The 17,324-nt window shown below is 41.5% G+C and carries 14 protein-coding genes; 12 read left to right on the top strand and 2 right to left on the bottom strand.

From position 1 onward, the window contains the following. The 5 genes from RM545_RS02320 (at position 1) to RM545_RS02300 (ending at position 6,892) form a co-directional block, all read left to right on the top strand. Complete coding sequence (locus tag RM545_RS02320; protein WP_311493692.1) at positions 1–2,241, top strand: xanthine dehydrogenase family protein molybdopterin-binding subunit; 2,241 nt, start codon at positions 1–3, stop codon at positions 2,239–2,241. Between the two features lie 11 nt (positions 2,242–2,252). Next, positions 2,253–2,717 (top strand): (2Fe-2S)-binding protein, encoded by a 465-nt coding sequence (locus RM545_RS02315; protein ID WP_311493691.1) that lies wholly within the window; start codon positions 2,253–2,255, stop codon positions 2,715–2,717. Between the two features lie 10 nt (positions 2,718–2,727). Further along, a complete protein-coding gene (locus tag RM545_RS02310; RefSeq protein WP_311493690.1) occupies positions 2,728–4,911 on the top strand; it encodes a xanthine dehydrogenase family protein molybdopterin-binding subunit in 2,184 nt (727 codons plus the stop codon). A 214-nt stretch (positions 4,912–5,125) separates the two neighbouring features. Then, entirely contained in the window at positions 5,126–5,491 is a 366-nt protein-coding gene (locus tag RM545_RS02305; RefSeq protein WP_311493689.1) for a hypothetical protein, read from the top strand. Between the two features lie 306 nt (positions 5,492–5,797). Further along, positions 5,798–6,892 (top strand): transporter substrate-binding domain-containing protein, encoded by a 1,095-nt coding sequence (locus RM545_RS02300; RefSeq protein WP_311493688.1) that lies wholly within the window; start codon positions 5,798–5,800, stop codon positions 6,890–6,892. Positions 6,893–6,926: 34 nt separating this feature from the next. On the opposite strand, the gene RM545_RS02295 is transcribed toward RM545_RS02300, so the two are convergent. Together RM545_RS02295 and gldJ are read right to left on the bottom strand one after the other, a co-directional pair. After that, complete coding sequence (locus tag RM545_RS02295) at positions 6,927–8,213, bottom strand: UDP-N-acetylmuramoyl-tripeptide--D-alanyl-D-alanine ligase (protein ID WP_311493687.1); 1,287 nt, start codon at positions 8,211–8,213, stop codon at positions 6,927–6,929. 63 nt (positions 8,214–8,276) lie between these two features. Next, the gene (gldJ, locus tag RM545_RS02290) at positions 8,277–9,959 is read right to left on the bottom strand and encodes a gliding motility lipoprotein GldJ (RefSeq protein WP_432264569.1); all 1,683 of its coding nucleotides are present in this window, start codon (positions 9,957–9,959) and stop codon (positions 8,277–8,279) included. Positions 9,960–10,387: 428 nt separating this feature from the next. Here gldJ and porV point away from each other — a divergent pair, with 428 nt between their 5' ends. From porV to RM545_RS02255, 7 genes are all read left to right on the top strand, one after another. After that, positions 10,388–11,539, top strand: coding sequence for a type IX secretion system outer membrane channel protein PorV (gene porV, locus RM545_RS02285; protein ID WP_311493685.1), 1,152 nt, complete (start codon positions 10,388–10,390; stop codon positions 11,537–11,539). Positions 11,540–11,630: 91 nt separating this feature from the next. Next, positions 11,631–12,113, top strand: coding sequence for a cytidine deaminase (gene cdd, locus RM545_RS02280; protein ID WP_311493684.1), 483 nt, complete (start codon positions 11,631–11,633; stop codon positions 12,111–12,113). A gap of 109 nt (positions 12,114–12,222) precedes the next feature. Continuing rightward, on the top strand, positions 12,223–13,224 hold the full coding sequence (gene pdhA, locus RM545_RS02275; RefSeq protein ID WP_311493683.1) for a pyruvate dehydrogenase (acetyl-transferring) E1 component subunit alpha: 1,002 nt from the start codon (positions 12,223–12,225) through the stop codon (positions 13,222–13,224). A gap of 3 nt (positions 13,225–13,227) precedes the next feature. Continuing rightward, on the top strand, positions 13,228–14,892 hold the full coding sequence (locus RM545_RS02270) for a pyruvate dehydrogenase complex dihydrolipoamide acetyltransferase (protein ID WP_311493682.1): 1,665 nt from the start codon (positions 13,228–13,230) through the stop codon (positions 14,890–14,892). Between the two features lie 148 nt (positions 14,893–15,040). Next, positions 15,041–16,027: a M28 family peptidase gene (locus RM545_RS02265; RefSeq protein ID WP_311493681.1), complete on the top strand. Its 987-nt coding sequence runs from the start codon at positions 15,041–15,043 to the stop codon at positions 16,025–16,027. A gap of 1 nt (position 16,028) precedes the next feature. After that, on the top strand, positions 16,029–16,709 hold the full coding sequence (locus RM545_RS02260; protein ID WP_311493680.1) for an SDR family NAD(P)-dependent oxidoreductase: 681 nt from the start codon (positions 16,029–16,031) through the stop codon (positions 16,707–16,709). Positions 16,710–16,714: 5 nt separating this feature from the next. Beyond that, entirely contained in the window at positions 16,715–17,314 is a 600-nt protein-coding gene (locus RM545_RS02255; protein WP_311493679.1) for a SprT-like domain-containing protein, read from the top strand. Positions 17,315–17,324: the final 10 nt, after the last annotated feature.

Raw genomic sequence — 17,324 nt, 5'->3', positions numbered from 1 at the left:
ATGGCAACAAGTTTTATAGGAAAACCAAAAAATCGTGTAGACGGCAGGGACAAAGTCACAGGGGCCGCCAAATATACTGCAGAGTTTCACCGGCCGGGTCTTTTGCATGGCGTAGTGATTTCGGGAACCATAGCAAAAGGAAGAATTAAAAATATTGACACAGCCACGGCTCTGGAAATTAAAGGAGTTATTGAGGTTTTCACTCATAATAACACTCCCGGCCTCGCCTGGCTGGACCTGAGTTATAAAGATATGGATGCTCCCCCGGGGGATCCTTTCCGGCCTCTCCATAACGATAAGATTCAGTTTAACATGCAGCCTGTGGCATTGGTGGTAGCAGACTCACTGGAACTTGCGCAATACGCTGCCACGCTGGTAAAGGTGGATTATGAAGTGGAGAAACACCGTACAGAACTTGCAGATCATCTCGCAGATTCTATTGAAGGGAAAGGCTTAAGGGCAGGTTTCACACCTCCCCAATCAATCGGAAATTTTAAGGAAGCTTATGCAGATGCTGAAGTAAAGATCGAGGCAGAATATTCTCACGGGGCAGAACATCACAACCCTATGGAAATGCATGCTTCTACCGTATTTTATGAAGAAGACGGAAGCCTTACAGTTTACGACAAAACGCAGGGAGTACTTAACAGCCAGCATTACATTTCTATGGTTTTTGGCTTGTCAAAAAAGAAGGTAAGAGTGCTTTCTCCTTTTGTGGGAGGTGCCTTTGGATCGGCTTTAAGACCGCAGTATCAGCTGTTCATGGCTACGCTTGCCGCGCTGCAATTAAAACGATCTGTAAAAGTAGAGCTTACCCGGCCGCAGATGTTTTCTTTTGGTCACCGTCCAATAACCATTCAAAACCTAAAATTAGGCGCAACTACCAAAGGTAAAATTGAAGCCATTAGTCACCAGGCGTATTCCGAAACCTCCACCTTCGAGAAGTACGTTGAAAATATTGTGAACTGGTCAGCAAAATTATATGACTGCGGGAACATAGAACAAATATATAAATTGGTGCGCCTGGATGTCTACACTCCGTTGGATATGCGGGCTCCCGGTGGTGCTACAGGAATGTATGCCCTGGAAGCGGCTATGGATGAATTGGCGTATAAACTGAAAATGGATCCGTTGGAACTCAGGCTTAAAAATTATACGGAAGAGGATATGAGCGACGGAAAGCCTTTTTCCACAAAAACCCTGCGCGAGTGTTTTAAACAGGGTGCAGAAAGGTTTGGTTGGGAGAAACGAAATCCTGAACCACGTTCTATGAAAGATGGAAATCATTTTACAGGCTGGGGAATGGCTACGGGAGTATGGGATGCCATGCAGGTGCCGGCAAGGGCGAAAGCGGAATTTTCTGCAGATGGTACACTAAGGGTAGGGAGTGCCACGGCAGATATTGGAACAGGAACCTATACTATTATGACTCAGATAGCTGCGGAAACGCTGGGGCTTCCTTTGGAAAAAGTCACGGCTGAACTGGGAGATTCAGATCTGCCTTTTGCCTTTATAGAGGGAGGATCATCAACAGCAGCATCAGTAGGATCAGCTGTTCAGAAGGTCTGTAGGAAAATAGCAAAAAAACTGCTGAAAGAAGCCGGAAAAATCAAGGACTCTCCCTTTAAAGGTGCCGGTTTGGAAGATGTGGTTTTTTCAGATGAAAAGATTTCAGATAAAAATGACCCTTCTGTGAATATGACGTTTTCCGAAATTATGAAATCACGAGATCTTGAAAAAATTCAGAAAAAATATATGCTGCTTCCCAATATGATGAACCAAAGGAAGTACAATCGCAATACCCATTCTGCAGTGTTTGCAGAAGTAAAGGTAGATGAAGATCTCGGCACTATTAAAGTGACACGGATTGTGAGTGCCATTGATGGCGGTCGTATTTTAAATCTCAAAACCGCTCATAGCCAGATTCTGGGAGGTGTAGTATGGGGGATTTCCATGGCACTGCATGAAGATTCTTTTATGGATCATAATTTTGGTCGGTTTATAAATCACGATCTTTCCAAATATCATGTTTCGGTAAATGCAGACATGCCTGATGTTGATATCCTGTTCGTGGAAGAGCCTGATCATGTGGTAAGTTCTTTAGGCGCTAAAGGAATTGGTGAGATTGGAATGGTAGGAGTGGCTGCCGCCATAAGTAACGCGGTCTACCATGCCACCGGAAAAAGAATAAGAAGTTTGCCTTTGACCCTGGATAAGGCAATGACAGAAACAGCAATATAAAATAGACATGTATGAAGACTTTAATTACACTTAGAGTGAACGGAAAGGAACATGAGGTAAATGTAGATCCTCAAACGCCATTGCTCTATGTGCTTAGAAATAATCTGGGGCTCAAGGGACCTAAATTCGGTTGCGGATTATCCCAGTGCGGTGCCTGTATGGTACTGTTTGACGGAAAAGCTAATCCATCCTGCCTTATTGCAGTAGAACGTGCTGCCGAAATGGAAATAACCACCCTGGAAGGTCTTGCAGATGAAAACGGAAACCTGCACAAGGTACAGCAGGCATTTGTTGAAGAACAGGCTGCGCAGTGCGGCTATTGCCTCAACGGACTGGTCATGGCTTCTGTGGGATTATTGAATGAAAAGCCCAATCCTTCAGATAAGGAAATACAGGCTGGTTTGTACAGGAATATTTGTCGATGTGGAGTACACGCCAGAGTGATTAGAGCAGTAAAGAAAGCATCGGCTTTATAAAAACAATTTTATGAAATCTACCCGACGTGATTTTATTAAACAGCTGGGATTTGTGAGTATAGGTTTTTCTCTTTTAGGAACTGCCTGCATGAGTAATGAGACCGGCGAAAATGTGGCAGAATCTGACGATTCCAATCGTCCTGAAGATATTAATGCTTGGCTACGGGTTATGGAAGATGGCAGCATCCTCATCCTCACCGGAAAAATGGAACTTGGGCAGGGCATTAGAATAGCGGTGGCACAGGTGGCTGCAGAAGAACTTAATACAAGTCCCGATCTTGTGGAAGTGAACCTTGCAGAGACGGGGGTTACGGCCAACGAAGGCTACACTGCCGGAAGCCGATCCATAGAGACCAGTGCAATGTCTATTCGCAATGCTGCCGCCGCCGCGAGGGAAAAATTACTGAACCTTGCTTCTGAAAAATGGGGAGTTCCGCAGTCAGAACTCACATTGGAAAATGGAACGATAAGCGGTGGAAATGAGAAGATGAGCCTTTATGAAGTGCTTGAAGGCAGGCAGTTAAGGGAAGAAATAGGTCAGCCTACCGAAATTTACGGGAAAACAAGACGAAAATATGTAGGTCAACCGGTGCCGCGTAAAGATATATCTCAGATGGTTCGCGGAAACCTGGATTATGTTCAGGATCTTACTTTTCCCGGGATGGTACATGCGCGTGTAATTCGCCCTTCGGGTTATACTTCAAAGCTTGGTTCTTTAGACGATGCCTCACTTCAGAATTTCCCCGGATTTTTAAAACTGGTTCGTATTGGCAGCTTTGTTGGGGTTATAGCTGAAGAAGAATATCAGGCAATCAAACTCAGCTGGGAGGTAAATGACCTCGCACAATGGGAGTTGGGGGATGAATTACCTGCAGGTGTGCCGTTAAAAGAGCACCTTAAAACGCTTGATGCTGAGGTGGAAACAGAAGAAGAAAAAGGAGATTGGGAAAGTGCCATTAAAGAGGCGCCAATTCAGCATAAGGCTGCTTATTATAAACCTTACCTCATGCATGCGGCCAATGGACCTTCCTGTGCAGTCGCTTATTTTGAAGACGAAAAACTGCAGGTATGGAGCCATACGCAGGGAGTTTATCCGCTACGGGAAACTTTGGCGAACCTTCTGGAAATCCCGGAAGCTTCCATTCATGTAAAAGGTGTTCCCGGTTCCGGGTGTTACGGGCATAATGGTGCAGATGATGTTGCTGCGGAAGCAGCTCTGTTGGCCGTTGAATTTCCGGGGAGGCACGTGCGCCTGCAATGGATGCGGGACGAAGAACACCGATGGGAACCTTATGGTACAGCTATGATCATGGAACTTGAGGCGGGACTAAATTCCGATGGAAAAATTCAGGGTTGGAAATACGATTTCTGGTCAGATGGCCACAGCACACGTCCCAATGGAGAGCCTAAGACCTTGTTGCCTGCCCGCTTTTTAGACCGTGACCATGGAGTTCCCGGAGTGGGATTTAAGGGTGGGGCAGTCCGCAATTCAAAACCTTACTACGCTATCGACGCGCTTCAAACAACCTCGCATATTTTTCAGGGTCCGCTTCGGAAATCTGCTTTACGCGCATTGGGAGCCTTCGGAAATATTTTTGCCATAGAATGCTTTATGGATGAGCTGGCACACAAAGCAGGAAAAGATCCGGTGGAATTCAGATTGGACCATCTTGATGATGAACGAGCTATTGCCTGTCTCGATAGAATTAAAAAAATGACTTCCGAAGTAACTCCAAAGAGTAGGGAAGGTTTAGGATACGCTTTTGCACGTTATAAAAATTCGGCTTCTTATTTTGCTGTTGCAGCTCATGTGCATCTAAATGACAAAGGTATTGTAAAAGTGAAAAAAATGTGGGGAGTAATAGATTCCGGGGAAACGATTAATCCGGACGGGTTAAAAAATCAAACGGAAGGAGGAATGATCCAGGCTGCCAGCTGGGCGCTTCGGGAGGAAGTGCAATTTGATAAAGAACATGTTACCAGCAGGGACTGGCATACGTATCCTATTTTTAGGTTTGAAGAAATTCCTGAGGTAGAGGTGGAGGTGATAGACCGGGTTGAGGAAAAACCACTCGGTGCCGGGGAAGCTGCACAGGGGCCATCTGCGGCAGCAGTAGTAAATGCTGTTTTTGACGCCACCGGAGAACGTATCAGGGATTTGCCGGTGAATCCGGTTGAAAAATATCTTAGGTAAAGAATACGTATTGAGTACTGAGCAGTCGGCACGCAGCCAGACCCGGATGGGGTTTGAGGTTCCATTTCTCAAGTGGATGAAAAAAGGGAGTTTTCTCAGTTAGTTTCTGTGCCAGACAATACCTTTGATATTTTCATACTTAAAATAGAAGACGGAGGTTATGATGAAAGCTACAGTTTTAATCCTTTATTGAGGGTTTAATTCCCCGAGGTTCTTGATTTTATCTGAACTGCTGGGAGTAAATACGACGTCAAACGCTTGGTTCTATTTAGGAGAGGGGATAGGATATATTCCGTATGCTGACACAGATGAAGGCGGAACAGGTGACCCGGTACGGTCTGTGGCCAGAATCGATCTTTATAATAATACTGCTGTAAAACCTGACCTTCCGGACAACCTCTGGTTACAACAATACCAGAAATGTGTGTTGGAGGACGGGAAGTTTTATATGGCCATTTCTCCGATAGGTCAGGAAGGGAATATCTACATTTTCGATACTAAATCTACTTCATCTGATGGATTTACAGTTGGAGCCAGTCTTGAATCGGGTGCAGATGCTACTTATATAGGAGTGTATTAATTTCATTGAATTATCCAAAAAAGTAATGCCTGTTGGAAAGTGATTTCCGGCAGGCATTTTTTTGTTAGAAATTTTGAGTAGATTTTTAGTCAATACGTTCTAAGGAAAACGAACTAACACGAAAAAGGGATTTCGACAACCAGTCTTTGTAAAAGATCAACCAAAACATTGAATGGAAATAATAGGTTGTTCTCTCCCGATGCGGTTTTAGGAAATTAAAAAGTGGCTTTGTTTCGGAATTTACTAAATTGTGATTAGAGCTTAATGATTTTTATTCGTTTAACCCTGATTCTAATATCTTTTATTATGCAAAAAGCGCTAATTGTACTTGCCTTGCTGATGATCATGCTCTCTTCAGCAAAAACTTCTGCTCAAACGGACAGTCTGCAACAAGGAACAGATAATTCTTTGGTGGTGGGTGTTTTTTCGCAACCACCTTACATGATTGCCGATGGAAATGGAAATTGGGATGGTATTAGTATAAGATTATGGCGGGCTGTAGCCGATAGGATGAATGTAAAGTATGAACTTAAGGAGATCTCAAGAGATTCTGCAGTTACTGCATTGCTGAATCAAAAAGCCGATATTGTGCTTTTTGAAGATGTCACCCCCGCTGCTGAAAAGCAAATAGATTTCAGTCATATTTACCACAAGGCCGAAATGGGTGTGGCTTCTCCTCCGGGCACTGGTATCTCATCTATAGTCAAAGCTTTTTTTAGTAAACGTTTCTGGTATATAGCCGGAATGCTCTCTATATTATTACTTATAGTAGGGTCAATTATTTATTTTATAGAACGTAATAGTAACGAAGACAATTTTGGCGGGGAACGTTCCATAGCCAAAGGAATAGGTTCCGGATTCTGGTGGGCCGGTGTGACTATGACCACCATAGGATACGGAGACAAAGCGCCGGTGACTTTTTGGGGACGTGCCGTTGCCCTAATCTGGATGCTGGTTGCTATGGCAGTTACTGCCGTACTTACCGCTTCACTGGTTTCAGCAGTGATGGGAAATTCTGGTAATAAGATTGATGTGCCTGGTGATCTGCGAGATATGAAAATGGTGGCAGTGAAAGGTTCCTTTGCGGCAGATTATATGAAACAGGAAAGGATACCTTTTCAGGAAGTAAAGGAAATTTCTGTGGCCTTGAAAAAGTTGAAGAACATGGATGCCGAAGCAGTGCTCAACAGCGTGCCGGTGATGAGGTACACGATAAATAATGATTCCGATCTTTCACTGAAGGTGCAAGCGGTGAACATAGATCCTCATTATTATGCTTTTGGAATTGCCCAGGGAGATTCCCTGCGTGAGCCTCTTAATTTAGCGGTGTTACAAGTGATAAATTCCAATTTCTGGCAGCAGGAACTTGATCGCTACGTGCCGGAAAAGAAAAGGAGCTAGAAGAGGTCCTTACCCACTTCTTTTATTCATAAAACTATATAGCATCAAACATTTTTTCTAAAGCCATCCCTCTGGAACCTTTAATAAGAATATGACAATTCCTGAATTGGGTTTCCTCAAGATGCTTCTTTAAATTCTGACTGCTTTTAAATTTGATGATTGTACTTTTATTTGCTTCTGCACGATTAAAATTTTCTCCCAGAAGATAACATTCTGTAAAGTTTCCTTTTTCGAGAATATTCACAATTTCCTGATGCTCTTCATCTGAAGAATCGCCAATTTCGAGCATATCTCCTAAAATGACAATTTTCGGCTCTGTGGTTTTAATGTCCTCAAAGTTTGAAAGTGCAGCCTGCATACTTGTTGGATTGGCATTGTAGGCATCCATAAAAATTGTGTTGCTGCCTTTTTCTTTTACCTCTGAACGGTTGTTAGAGGGTCTGTATTCTGAAATGGCCTCTTTTACCTTGTCAAAGGGGACTTTAAAGTAGAGTCCGATGGTTATTGCTGCAGCAATATTTTGCGCGTTGTGTTTACCCGTGATTTTACTCTGAAACAGCGTGTTATTGTAATTAACACTGGCGTAAGATTGATTATCGGAATAAGAGAATTGTACTTTAGCATCCTCTGTAGTACCAAAAGTGAAGGTGTGGTTATAATCCAGATGGTTCCGTTGAGTAACATCATCGATGTTCAGAAAAAGGAGTCTTTTATTCCTTTTTATATTGGTGTAGAGCTCACTTTTTGCTGCAATAACTCCTTCGAGATTTCCAAATCCTTCTAAATGGGCCTTTCCAAAATTGGTGATATAACCATAATCGGGATTGGCAATTTTACTTAGAATTTCGATTTCCTTAAGATGATTGGCACCCATTTCCACAATTCCAATTTCAGTTCTTTCATCCATTGAAAGTAAGGTGAGGGGAACGCCAATGTGATTATTGAGATTGCCTCTTGTAGCAACGGTTCTAAACTTCTTGGAGAGCACGGTATTAACCAATTCCTTAGTAGTTGTTTTCCCATTGCTGCCGGTAATGGCAATTATTGGAAGATCAAGGTATTTTCGGTGAAATGCAGCCAACTCCTGTAGGGTTTTTAAAACATCCTTCACCACAATAAAATTTGTGGAGTCGGTGGCATAAATTTCCTGGTCTACCACGGCGACTTTTGCGCCTTTTTCCAAAGCTTCCAGGGCAAAAGCGTTGCCATTAAAGTTTGGGCCGCTTAATGCAAAAAAAATACAGCCTTCAGTAAGGCTCCGGGTATCGATACAAGCTCCTGAACTAATCAGAAAGCGCTGATGGATTTGTGCTACATTCATAAGCTTAAAGCTATAAAAAAAGCCCTAAAGATTAGGGCTTTATAAGTTTTTTAACCAAAAATTCTAATTTCTGGCTGTTTTATTTTCGCTTTTAGATTTGGAACCTACTCTGGACATGGCATTTCTAAAGCCAATATAATCGGTCGCCATATCCTGTGGGAAGAATCTCCTTTGTGCCGGGTCAAGCCAATAAGCACGGTCTCTCCAGGATCCTCCTTTATAGACTCTCACTTCATCACTAATTAGAGTGGTTCTTTTCGCGGTGTCATATCCACGCTCAGTGACAGCTCCGGTAGTATCATTGAGCTGTACATTATTATATGTAGGGGAATTGTACATTCTTTTAGAAGGCTCTGTTGCGTCCTGAAAAGGCTGGTAATATCTGGTAGAGCTTTTATCACCGTCCCGGAAATCTCTCTGATCACTTTCGGTGAAATTAGTTCTCATATAGGTATCCTCCTCGGTTACCGGAACCTGAGCAATTTCACCCGGTAGGTTTCTGGCTACAAGTTTTCCGTTAGCTAAAGTGTCATACACAACTTCATCTGCTCCCAGTATTTTAATGCTTCCGTCCTCATTAATTGCATTTTTGGTGTAAACATTTCCTCTGTAGTAATTAAAGTCGTTAAACTCATCATCTACAATAGGACGATAAACATCCAATACCCATTCCGCAACGTTACCGGCCATATCGTAAAGGCCAAAATCGTTGGGAGCGTAGGATTTTATTTCAGCAGTAATATCTGCTCCATCATCGCTCCAACCTGCAATACCACCGTAATCTCCATCACCTTGCTTAAAGTTAGCCAATTGATCTCCCTGTCTTTTAGGATCTCCGGATCTGGTATACTGTCCATCCCATGGATATTTTTTTCTACCTCTGTATACGTTATAGTTTCTTAAGCCAACCATACCAAGTGCCGCGTATTCCCATTCTACCTCAGTTGGTAATCTGTATTCCGGAGAAACAAGACCACTTTCTCTTCCCGGATATACTTTCTTGACAGGATTTCCTTCCTCATTGGTATCTTCCAGTCTGTCCTGAACCTCTTCACCCTGGTTCAATTCAGTGTTTCCTCCATAAACATTCGCAGGATCGTAGATGTAAGTTTCCGAATTAAAAGTTTCTCCCGGTCCGGCTTTGTATTGAGCACCTTCCGCAAGATAGCCTTCATTTATAAGTTTTAATTCATTTACCCTTTGGGTTCTCCAGTCACTAAATTCAACTGCCTGAATCCAGCTTACTCCAACTACAGGATATTCTGCATAAGCCGGGTGACGCAGGTAATTATTTACCATTGTTTCATTAAAGCCCAGGCGGTTTCTCCATACCAGGGTGTCAGGAAGTGCTCCTGCATATACATCGCTGTATCGTTCGTCTGAAGGTGGCGCAACTCTTTTGAGCCAGTCCAGGTACTCCAGGTACATTTTATTTGTTACTTCAGTTTCGTCCATATAAAAGGACTGTACGTGTTGCTGTGTTGGGCTGTTATTCCAGTCGTGCAAAGGGTCATCCTGAACCCTACCCATGGTAAAAGTTCCACCCTCTATAAAAACAAGTCCCGGTGCGGTTTCCTGCTCTTTAAAATCATTGTTATACTGAAACCCCCCTTCATCAGAATTAATATCCCAACCGGTGGCACGGGAATTATTTTTATAATCCCTCGAGTTATTACAGCTTATCAGACCTATGCCGAAGGCAAATGCAAAAAATGCTCTTATAGCAGTATCTCTTCTCATATTCATCATCTCTTAGATAGATTTTTAGGCTTTGCAATATAGTAATTAACGCTAAATCTGCAAGATTATTTCATTATTATAAAATTGTCTCGAAAACCCTTTAACTGCCTGATGTACTTGATGCTTACCTGATTCTTAACAGGTTTCGTGAAGCATCAAAACAAAGTAATTTCGGGTTTTTTACTTGCGCAAAAATAGTCCTTTTTTCTTATAGGGCAGATTTTATGCCAAAATAATAACAGGGAAGGGAAATGCTAAAGCAATATTTTTTCAATTTTAAAGTTATTAGTTAAAACCTGAAGGATTAAAATAGCAGTTTCAATGGATTGTACACGTTGTTTTCTCTCGTTTCTAAGGTTTTGCTTGTAATTTTGGTAGGAAGGTTCTTTCTTAGCAAGAATTAAAATTTATATTTGTTACAGATAATGTTCAGAATGAAAAAAATTACACTTATGCTGGTTGGAGCCAGTTTATTGTCTGGTCTTTCGTCTATTGCCCAGGAAGAACGGGACAGGGTAATTACAACTGCAGTTCCGTTTCTACAGGTTGCTGCAGATGCACGAGCTGCGGGAATGGGTGACCAGGGGGTTGCTACGTCGGTAGATGCATTTTCACAACAATGGAATCCTGCTAAATATGCATTTGCTGAAATGCAACAGGGAGTAGGTGTTTCATACACTCCTTATCTTAGTGACATTGTAAATGATATTTTCCTCGGTAATCTCAGTTATTTCTATAAACTGAATGATCGTAGTGCCTTTGCTGCAAGTCTCAGGTATTTTAGCCTTGGGTCCATCGAAACCAGAACGACTTTTGAGCAGGCGCCTCTTCTTGTAAATCCGAATGAGCTTACTTTTGATTTGTCGTATTCACTTAAATTAAGTGAGAACGTTTCTATGGCAGTGGCGGGAAGATACCTGCGATCTGATCTTGGATTACAGGACGATGAGGATCTGGGGGCGGCAAGCAGCTTTGGGGTAGATATTGCAGCATTTTATCAGAGTGATGTTATTTATATGGACAGTTTTGATGGCCGCTGGAGGCTGGGCGCAAATATTTCAAACATAGGGCCTAAAATGAAATATGATGATGCAGGACAGGAAAACTTTATACCCACAAATTTTAAAGCGGGGGCTGGTTTCGATTTTATTCTGGATCCACAAAACCGAATAGGTGCTTATGTAGAATTTAATAAATTGCTGGTGCCAACTCCGCAGGATTTTAATGATGATGGGGATATTGATGCAGAAGATGATGAGGAATACAATGAGATAGGTGCTATAGAAGGAATTTTCACTTCCTTCGGGGATGCGCCTGATGGTTTTGGAGAGGAAATAAGAGAAGTAACGTGGGCTTTGGGCGCAGAATATATGTACCAGGATGTTTTTGCTTTTAGAGCAGGATATTTTACAGAGAGTGAATCTAAAGGTTCCAGAAGGTTCCTTTCATTTGGAGCAGGTTTTGTATATGAAATAGTAGACATTGATATTTCATACCTTTTCTCAACTTCAGATGTGCCAAGCCCGCTGGAAGGAACTTTGCGCTTTGGCCTTACCTTTAATTTCGGGCAGGAGTTCGTGAATTAATTTTAAATAAAAATTTAATTTCACTAAAAGTATCTTATTTCGATTTGATACTTTTTTTGTTTGATTTAACTTGTCTTTCCAATAGATTTATATGAAATTAATAAATATTACTTCTGAACTGGAACTGTATGATGCTTTGGAAGAAATGCCTCAGGATGTATTTGATTTAATGCAGAAAGCTTTTGATGCAAGGGATAATGCTTATGCTCCGTACTCTCAGTTTAATGTGGGAGCGGCAATTCTTTTGGAAAATGGAGAAGTGGTAATTGGGAGTAACCAGGAGAATGCATCATATCCTTCCGGACTTTGTGCCGAGCGTACGGCATTTTTTTATGCAGGGGCGAAATATCCGGGAGTCAGAATGAAGAAAGTAGCGATTTCAGCAAAATCACTTAAGCATGCGGTTGCTGCGCCTGTTTCTCCCTGTGGTGCCTGCCGGCAGGTAATGGCAGAGTATGAAGTGAATCAGGAAGAAAATATTGAGCTGTATTTTATGGGTGAAACGGGTAAGGTTTTAAAGGCCAAATCGGTTAAGGATTTATTACCTTTAATATTTGACAGGAACATCTTATGATGTTTTCGTTATTTTTGCAGCAAAACTGTTTTTCATTCTTACTGAAAATAGTATTTTTGTTATCCGCTTGGCAAAATCCATGTGTCCGGCCTAAATTTTATACTTAGATATGAAGAAAATCACAAAAGCCACCTATATAAAGTGGTATGAGGATATGTTATTTTGGCGCAAATTTGAAGATAAACTTGCGCAGGTTTATATTCAACAAAAGGTTAGAGGCTTTTTACACCTTTACAACGGGCAGGAAGCTATCCTTGCAGGAGCACTTCATGCTATGGATTTGGAAAAGGACAAGATGATCACCGCTTATCGTAACCACGTTCAGCCTATTGGAATGGGAGTAGATCCTAAAAGAGTAATGGCAGAACTTTACGGTAAAAAAACCGGTACATCTATGGGGCTTGGTGGGTCGATGCATATCTTCTCTAAAGAACACAGGTTCTATGGAGGTCACGGTATTGTAGGTGGACAAATTCCGCTGGGAGCAGGACTTGCTTTTGCAGATAAGTATTTCAAGAGAGATGCAGTTACTTTAACTTTTATGGGTGATGGTGCGACGCGCCAGGGAGCACTTCATGAAACGCTTAATATGGCTGTAAAAATGGATCTTCCGGTTGTTTTTTGCGTAGAGAATAACGGATATGCTATGGGAACTTCTGTGGCGCGTACTGCAAAAGGAACAGATATCTGGAAGCTTGGTCAGGGTTATGAAATGCCTTGCGGACCTGTAGATGCCATGAATCCGGTAAAAGTTGCTGAAGCCTTAGATGAAGCAATTGCAAGAGCCAGAAAAGGAGATGGTCCAACATTTCTTGAATTAAAAACATACAGGTATCGTGGTCACTCCATGAGTGATGCTCAAAAATACCGTACCAAAGATGAGGTGGCCGAGTATCAGAAACTCGATCCTATCACTCAGGTGCTGGATGTTATAAAAGATAAAAAATATGCTTCTGAAAAGGAGATAAAAGAAATAGATAAACGCGTTAAGGATAAAGTATCAGAATGTGAGAAATTTGCTGAAGAGTCAGATTTCCCTGATAAGAATATTATGTACGACGTTGTTTACGAACAGGAAGACTACCCGTTTTTATCACATAAAGTAAACTAAATTATGGCTGAAGTAATTAATATGCCGCGATTGAGCGACACCATGGAAGAAGGTGTTGTTGCACAGTGGCTTAAGAAAAAAGGTGATAAGGTTGAAGAAGGAGATATTCTTGCCGAAATAGAGACCGATAAGGCGACTATGGAGTTCGAATCCTTCTACGAAGGAACCTTGCTTCATATTGGTATACAGGAAGGTGAAACTGCACCTGTAGATACACTGCTGGCTATAATTGGTGAAGAAGGAGAGGATATTTCTGATCTTATTAACGGCGGAGGCTCGTCTGATAAGAAAGAAGAAAAATCTTCTGATGATAAAAAGGAGGAATCTAAAGAAAACGCTTCAGATGAAGACGATTCTGAAGAAAGCGGTGATGGTGAAATTCCGGAAGGAGTAGAGATCATTACAATGCCACGCCTTAGTGATACCATGGAAGAAGGTACTGTTGCCACATGGATCAAAAAAGAAGGTGATAAAGTTGAAGAAGGAGATATTCTTGCTGAAATCGAAACCGATAAGGCAACGATGGAATTCGAATCTTTCTATGAAGGAACTTTGCTGAAAATCGGGATCCAGGAAGGTGAAACTGCAAAAGTAGACAGCCTTTTGGCAATTATTGGCCCGGAAGGAACAGATGTTTCCGGAATAAGTAAAGACGGAGGAAAAAAGAAATCTTCAGAAAAATCTGAGAAAAAAGAAGATAAAGCTGCAGAAAAGCAGAAAGAAGTAGCGGCTACAGAAGAGAAGCCGGGAACTACTTCAGAATCTAAAGACGGCGGAAGAATTTTTGCTTCTCCTTTAGCTAAGAAAATGGCTGAAGAAAAAGGAATCGACCTTTCCAAAGTTGATGGTTCCGGAGAAAACGGAAGAATTGTAAAGAAAGATATCGAGTCTTACAAACCTTCAGAAAAACCAGCTGAGCAATCTAAAGGTACTGCAGGTAGTGAAGAACAAAGAGCTTCTGTACAACCCTACGTTCCTGCCGGTGAAGAAAGCTTTGAGGAAGTGAAGAATTCTCAAATGCGTAAGGTTATTGCGAAGAGATTGGGTGAGTCTAAATTTAAGGCTCCGCATTATTACCTTACTATAGAGGTGGATATGCAAAACGCAATGGCTTCCCGCAAGCAGATCAACGAAATGCCAGATGTGAAGGTTTCCTTTAACGACATGGTAATCAAGGCAAGTGCAATGGCGCTTAGAAAACATCCGCAGGTGAACAGCCAATGGAGTGAGGATTCTATGAAAATGGCAAAACATATACATATGGGTGTGGCCGTGGCAGTAGATGAAGGCCTTGTGGTACCTGTGCTTAAATTTGCAGACCAGATGTCTATGACGCAGATCGGCGGAAATGTTAAAAATCTTGCCGGTAAAGCCAGGAATAAAAAATTACAACCTCAGGAAATGGAAGGCAGTACTTTTACTGTTTCTAACCTGGGAATGTTTGGAATCGTTGAGTTTACAAGTATTATAAATCAGCCAAACTCTGCTATTCTTTCTGTTGGTGCAATCGTGGAGAAACCGGTTGTTAAAAACGGACAAATAGTAGTTGGAAATACGATGAAACTTACTCTAGCCTGTGACCACAGAACTGTGGATGGAGCTACCGGAGCGGCGTTCCTACAAACGTTGAAAACATATATGGAGAATCCGGTGACTATGTTAGCATAGACATTGATTCTTTCAATAAGCAATATTAAAATCCCACACTCCAGTGGGATTTTTTTATCTTTAGTGCCAACAGGTATTGGGAGCCGCGGCGCTAGTGACAAGTCGATAATTGCCATTCTAGGCTCTCCTCTAAAATTTGATTAATAACATGAAAAATAACCTCTTTAAATTAACTGCAGTGCTTTTTGCTGCATTCTTCCTCGCTTGTAACTCCACTCAGGATAAAAATTCAGATGATGCTACTGCTCAGGAGACAGAAATAGCCAGTTTTGAAGCTTCAGAAGCTGAAATTGAAGAAAATTTGCGCTTTTTAGCTTCAGATGAGCTGCAGGGAAGAGCTACAGGAACCGAAGGGATAGAGAAAGCAGCTACTTTTATTGAAGAGTACTTTCAAGAGTATAATGTAGAGCCATATTTTGAAGATTATCGGGATCGCTTTGAAGTTGAAGGGAAAGAAGCATTTAATATTGTTGGCTTTTTAGAGGGGAATGATCCGGAATTAAAGGACGAGTTTATAATTATAGGCGCTCATTACGACCATATAGGCATAGGAGAAGCTGTAGGCAACGATTCTATTGCCAATGGCGCGAATGATAATGCAGCAGGGACAGTCGCAGTAATGGAACTGGCCAGAAAGTTCGCTTTAAAGGACAATAAAGGTAGGAGTATACTGTTCGTGCTCTTTTCCGGAGAAGAATTAGGTCTTACAGGTTCAGAACACATTGCGCAGAAGCTAAAAGCTGAAAATTTAGATTTATACGCGGTCGTTAACCTCGAAATGATTGGTATTCCGATGCAGGGAAAAAATCATCTGGCATATTTGACCGGCTACGAAAATTCAAACTTTGCTGAAAAATTCAACGAATATGCCGGTGAAAAAGTTTTGGGCTTTTTGCCACAGGCAAAAGAGTATAACCTTTTTCAGCGGAGCGATAATTATCCATTTTTTGAGGAATTTAATATTCCGGCGCAAACTATCAGTACTTTCGATTTCACCAATTATGAATATTATCACCACGTTTCAGACGAGGCCGATAATATGGATTTTCAGCATATGACCAATTTAATAGATGCAGTTTTTCCCGCCATATTAGAAATGACAAATACTGAAGAAAAAGAAATAAAACTCAACTAAAATGAAGCATGTGATCATCACCGGAACAAGCCGGGGAATTGGTTTTGAACTAACCAAAAAGTTTTCGGAAGCCGGACATAAGGTACTCGCCTTATCCCGTAATCCCGAGCCTGTTTCGGAACTTAAACTTGAAAATGTAGAAGTATTAGCTTGTGACATAACTAAAAAAGAAGATCTGGAAAAAGTCAGCAGTTTTGTTTCTTCAGAATGGAAAAATGTGGATATTCTTGTGAATAATGCAGGACTGCTTATTAATAAACCTTTTGCAGAGTTGAGCCTGGAAGATTTCAGCAGCGTTTACCAAACCAATGTAATGGGAGTAGTAGGACTGATTCAGAAAATGCTGCCTTTTATGGCAAAGGAAGCTCACGTGGTGAATATAAGTACGATGGGCGGAGTTCAGGGAAGCATGAAATTCCCCGGATTATCGGCCTATAGTTCCAGTAAAGCTGCCGTGATCACTTTAACTGAACTGCTTGCTGAAGAGTACAAAGAAACCGGTCCTTCTTTTAACGTTTTGGCACTAGGGGCTGTACAAACAGAAATGCTGGAAGAGGCTTTTCCCGGCTACAAAGCGCCACTTTCTGCGGAAGAAATGGCAGACTATATTTTCGAATTCAGTTTAACCGGAAATAAATTTTACAACGGCAAATTATTACAGGTTTCCAATAGTACTCCCTAATTTTAATGAAGCATATTCTTGAAAAATATTTACCAGGTCATGCGCTGGAGCCCGTTTTTGTGCTTATTCAGACCAATAATGTGCATCTTAAAATAGTCAATGAGCGCAGAACAAGGCATGGTGATTATCGAAAAATGCCGGATGGAGTACAGCAAATCACCATAAACGCGAATCTAAATAAGTACCGGTTTCTCATAACTTTAATACATGAAATCGCTCATCTAGTAGCTTTTAACAGATTCGGAAGGAATATAAAGCCGCATGGGCAGGAATGGAAACTTACTTTCCGCAATTTGATGTTACCCTTTATAAGGCCCGAAATTTTTCCGAATAAACTTTTACCTGTAATTGCTCATCATTTTCGCAACCCAAAAGCCAGTAGTGATACCGATGCAAGACTTTCAATAGCTTTAAAAAGTTACGACCCACAGAACGATAAAAATTATATCTTCGAGGTGCCTTTTGGAGCAGTTTTTCAAATTTACAATGGAAAGATCTTTAAGCGCGGCCCCAGGAGGATTAAGAGGTATGAATGTTTAGAGATTTCGACAGGAAAAATTTATTTATTTCAGCCAAACGCAGAAGTAGAAGTTTTAAAAAATTAATCACGAGTTA

Origin of the sequence: Autumnicola lenta, assembly GCF_031846515.1 — a bacterium.
In the GTDB taxonomy this organism is placed as follows: domain Bacteria; phylum Bacteroidota; class Bacteroidia; order Flavobacteriales; family Flavobacteriaceae; genus Autumnicola; species Autumnicola lenta.
The sequence above is the reverse complement of the archived record's forward strand: the minus strand, read 5'-3'. Positions and strand labels throughout refer to the sequence as shown.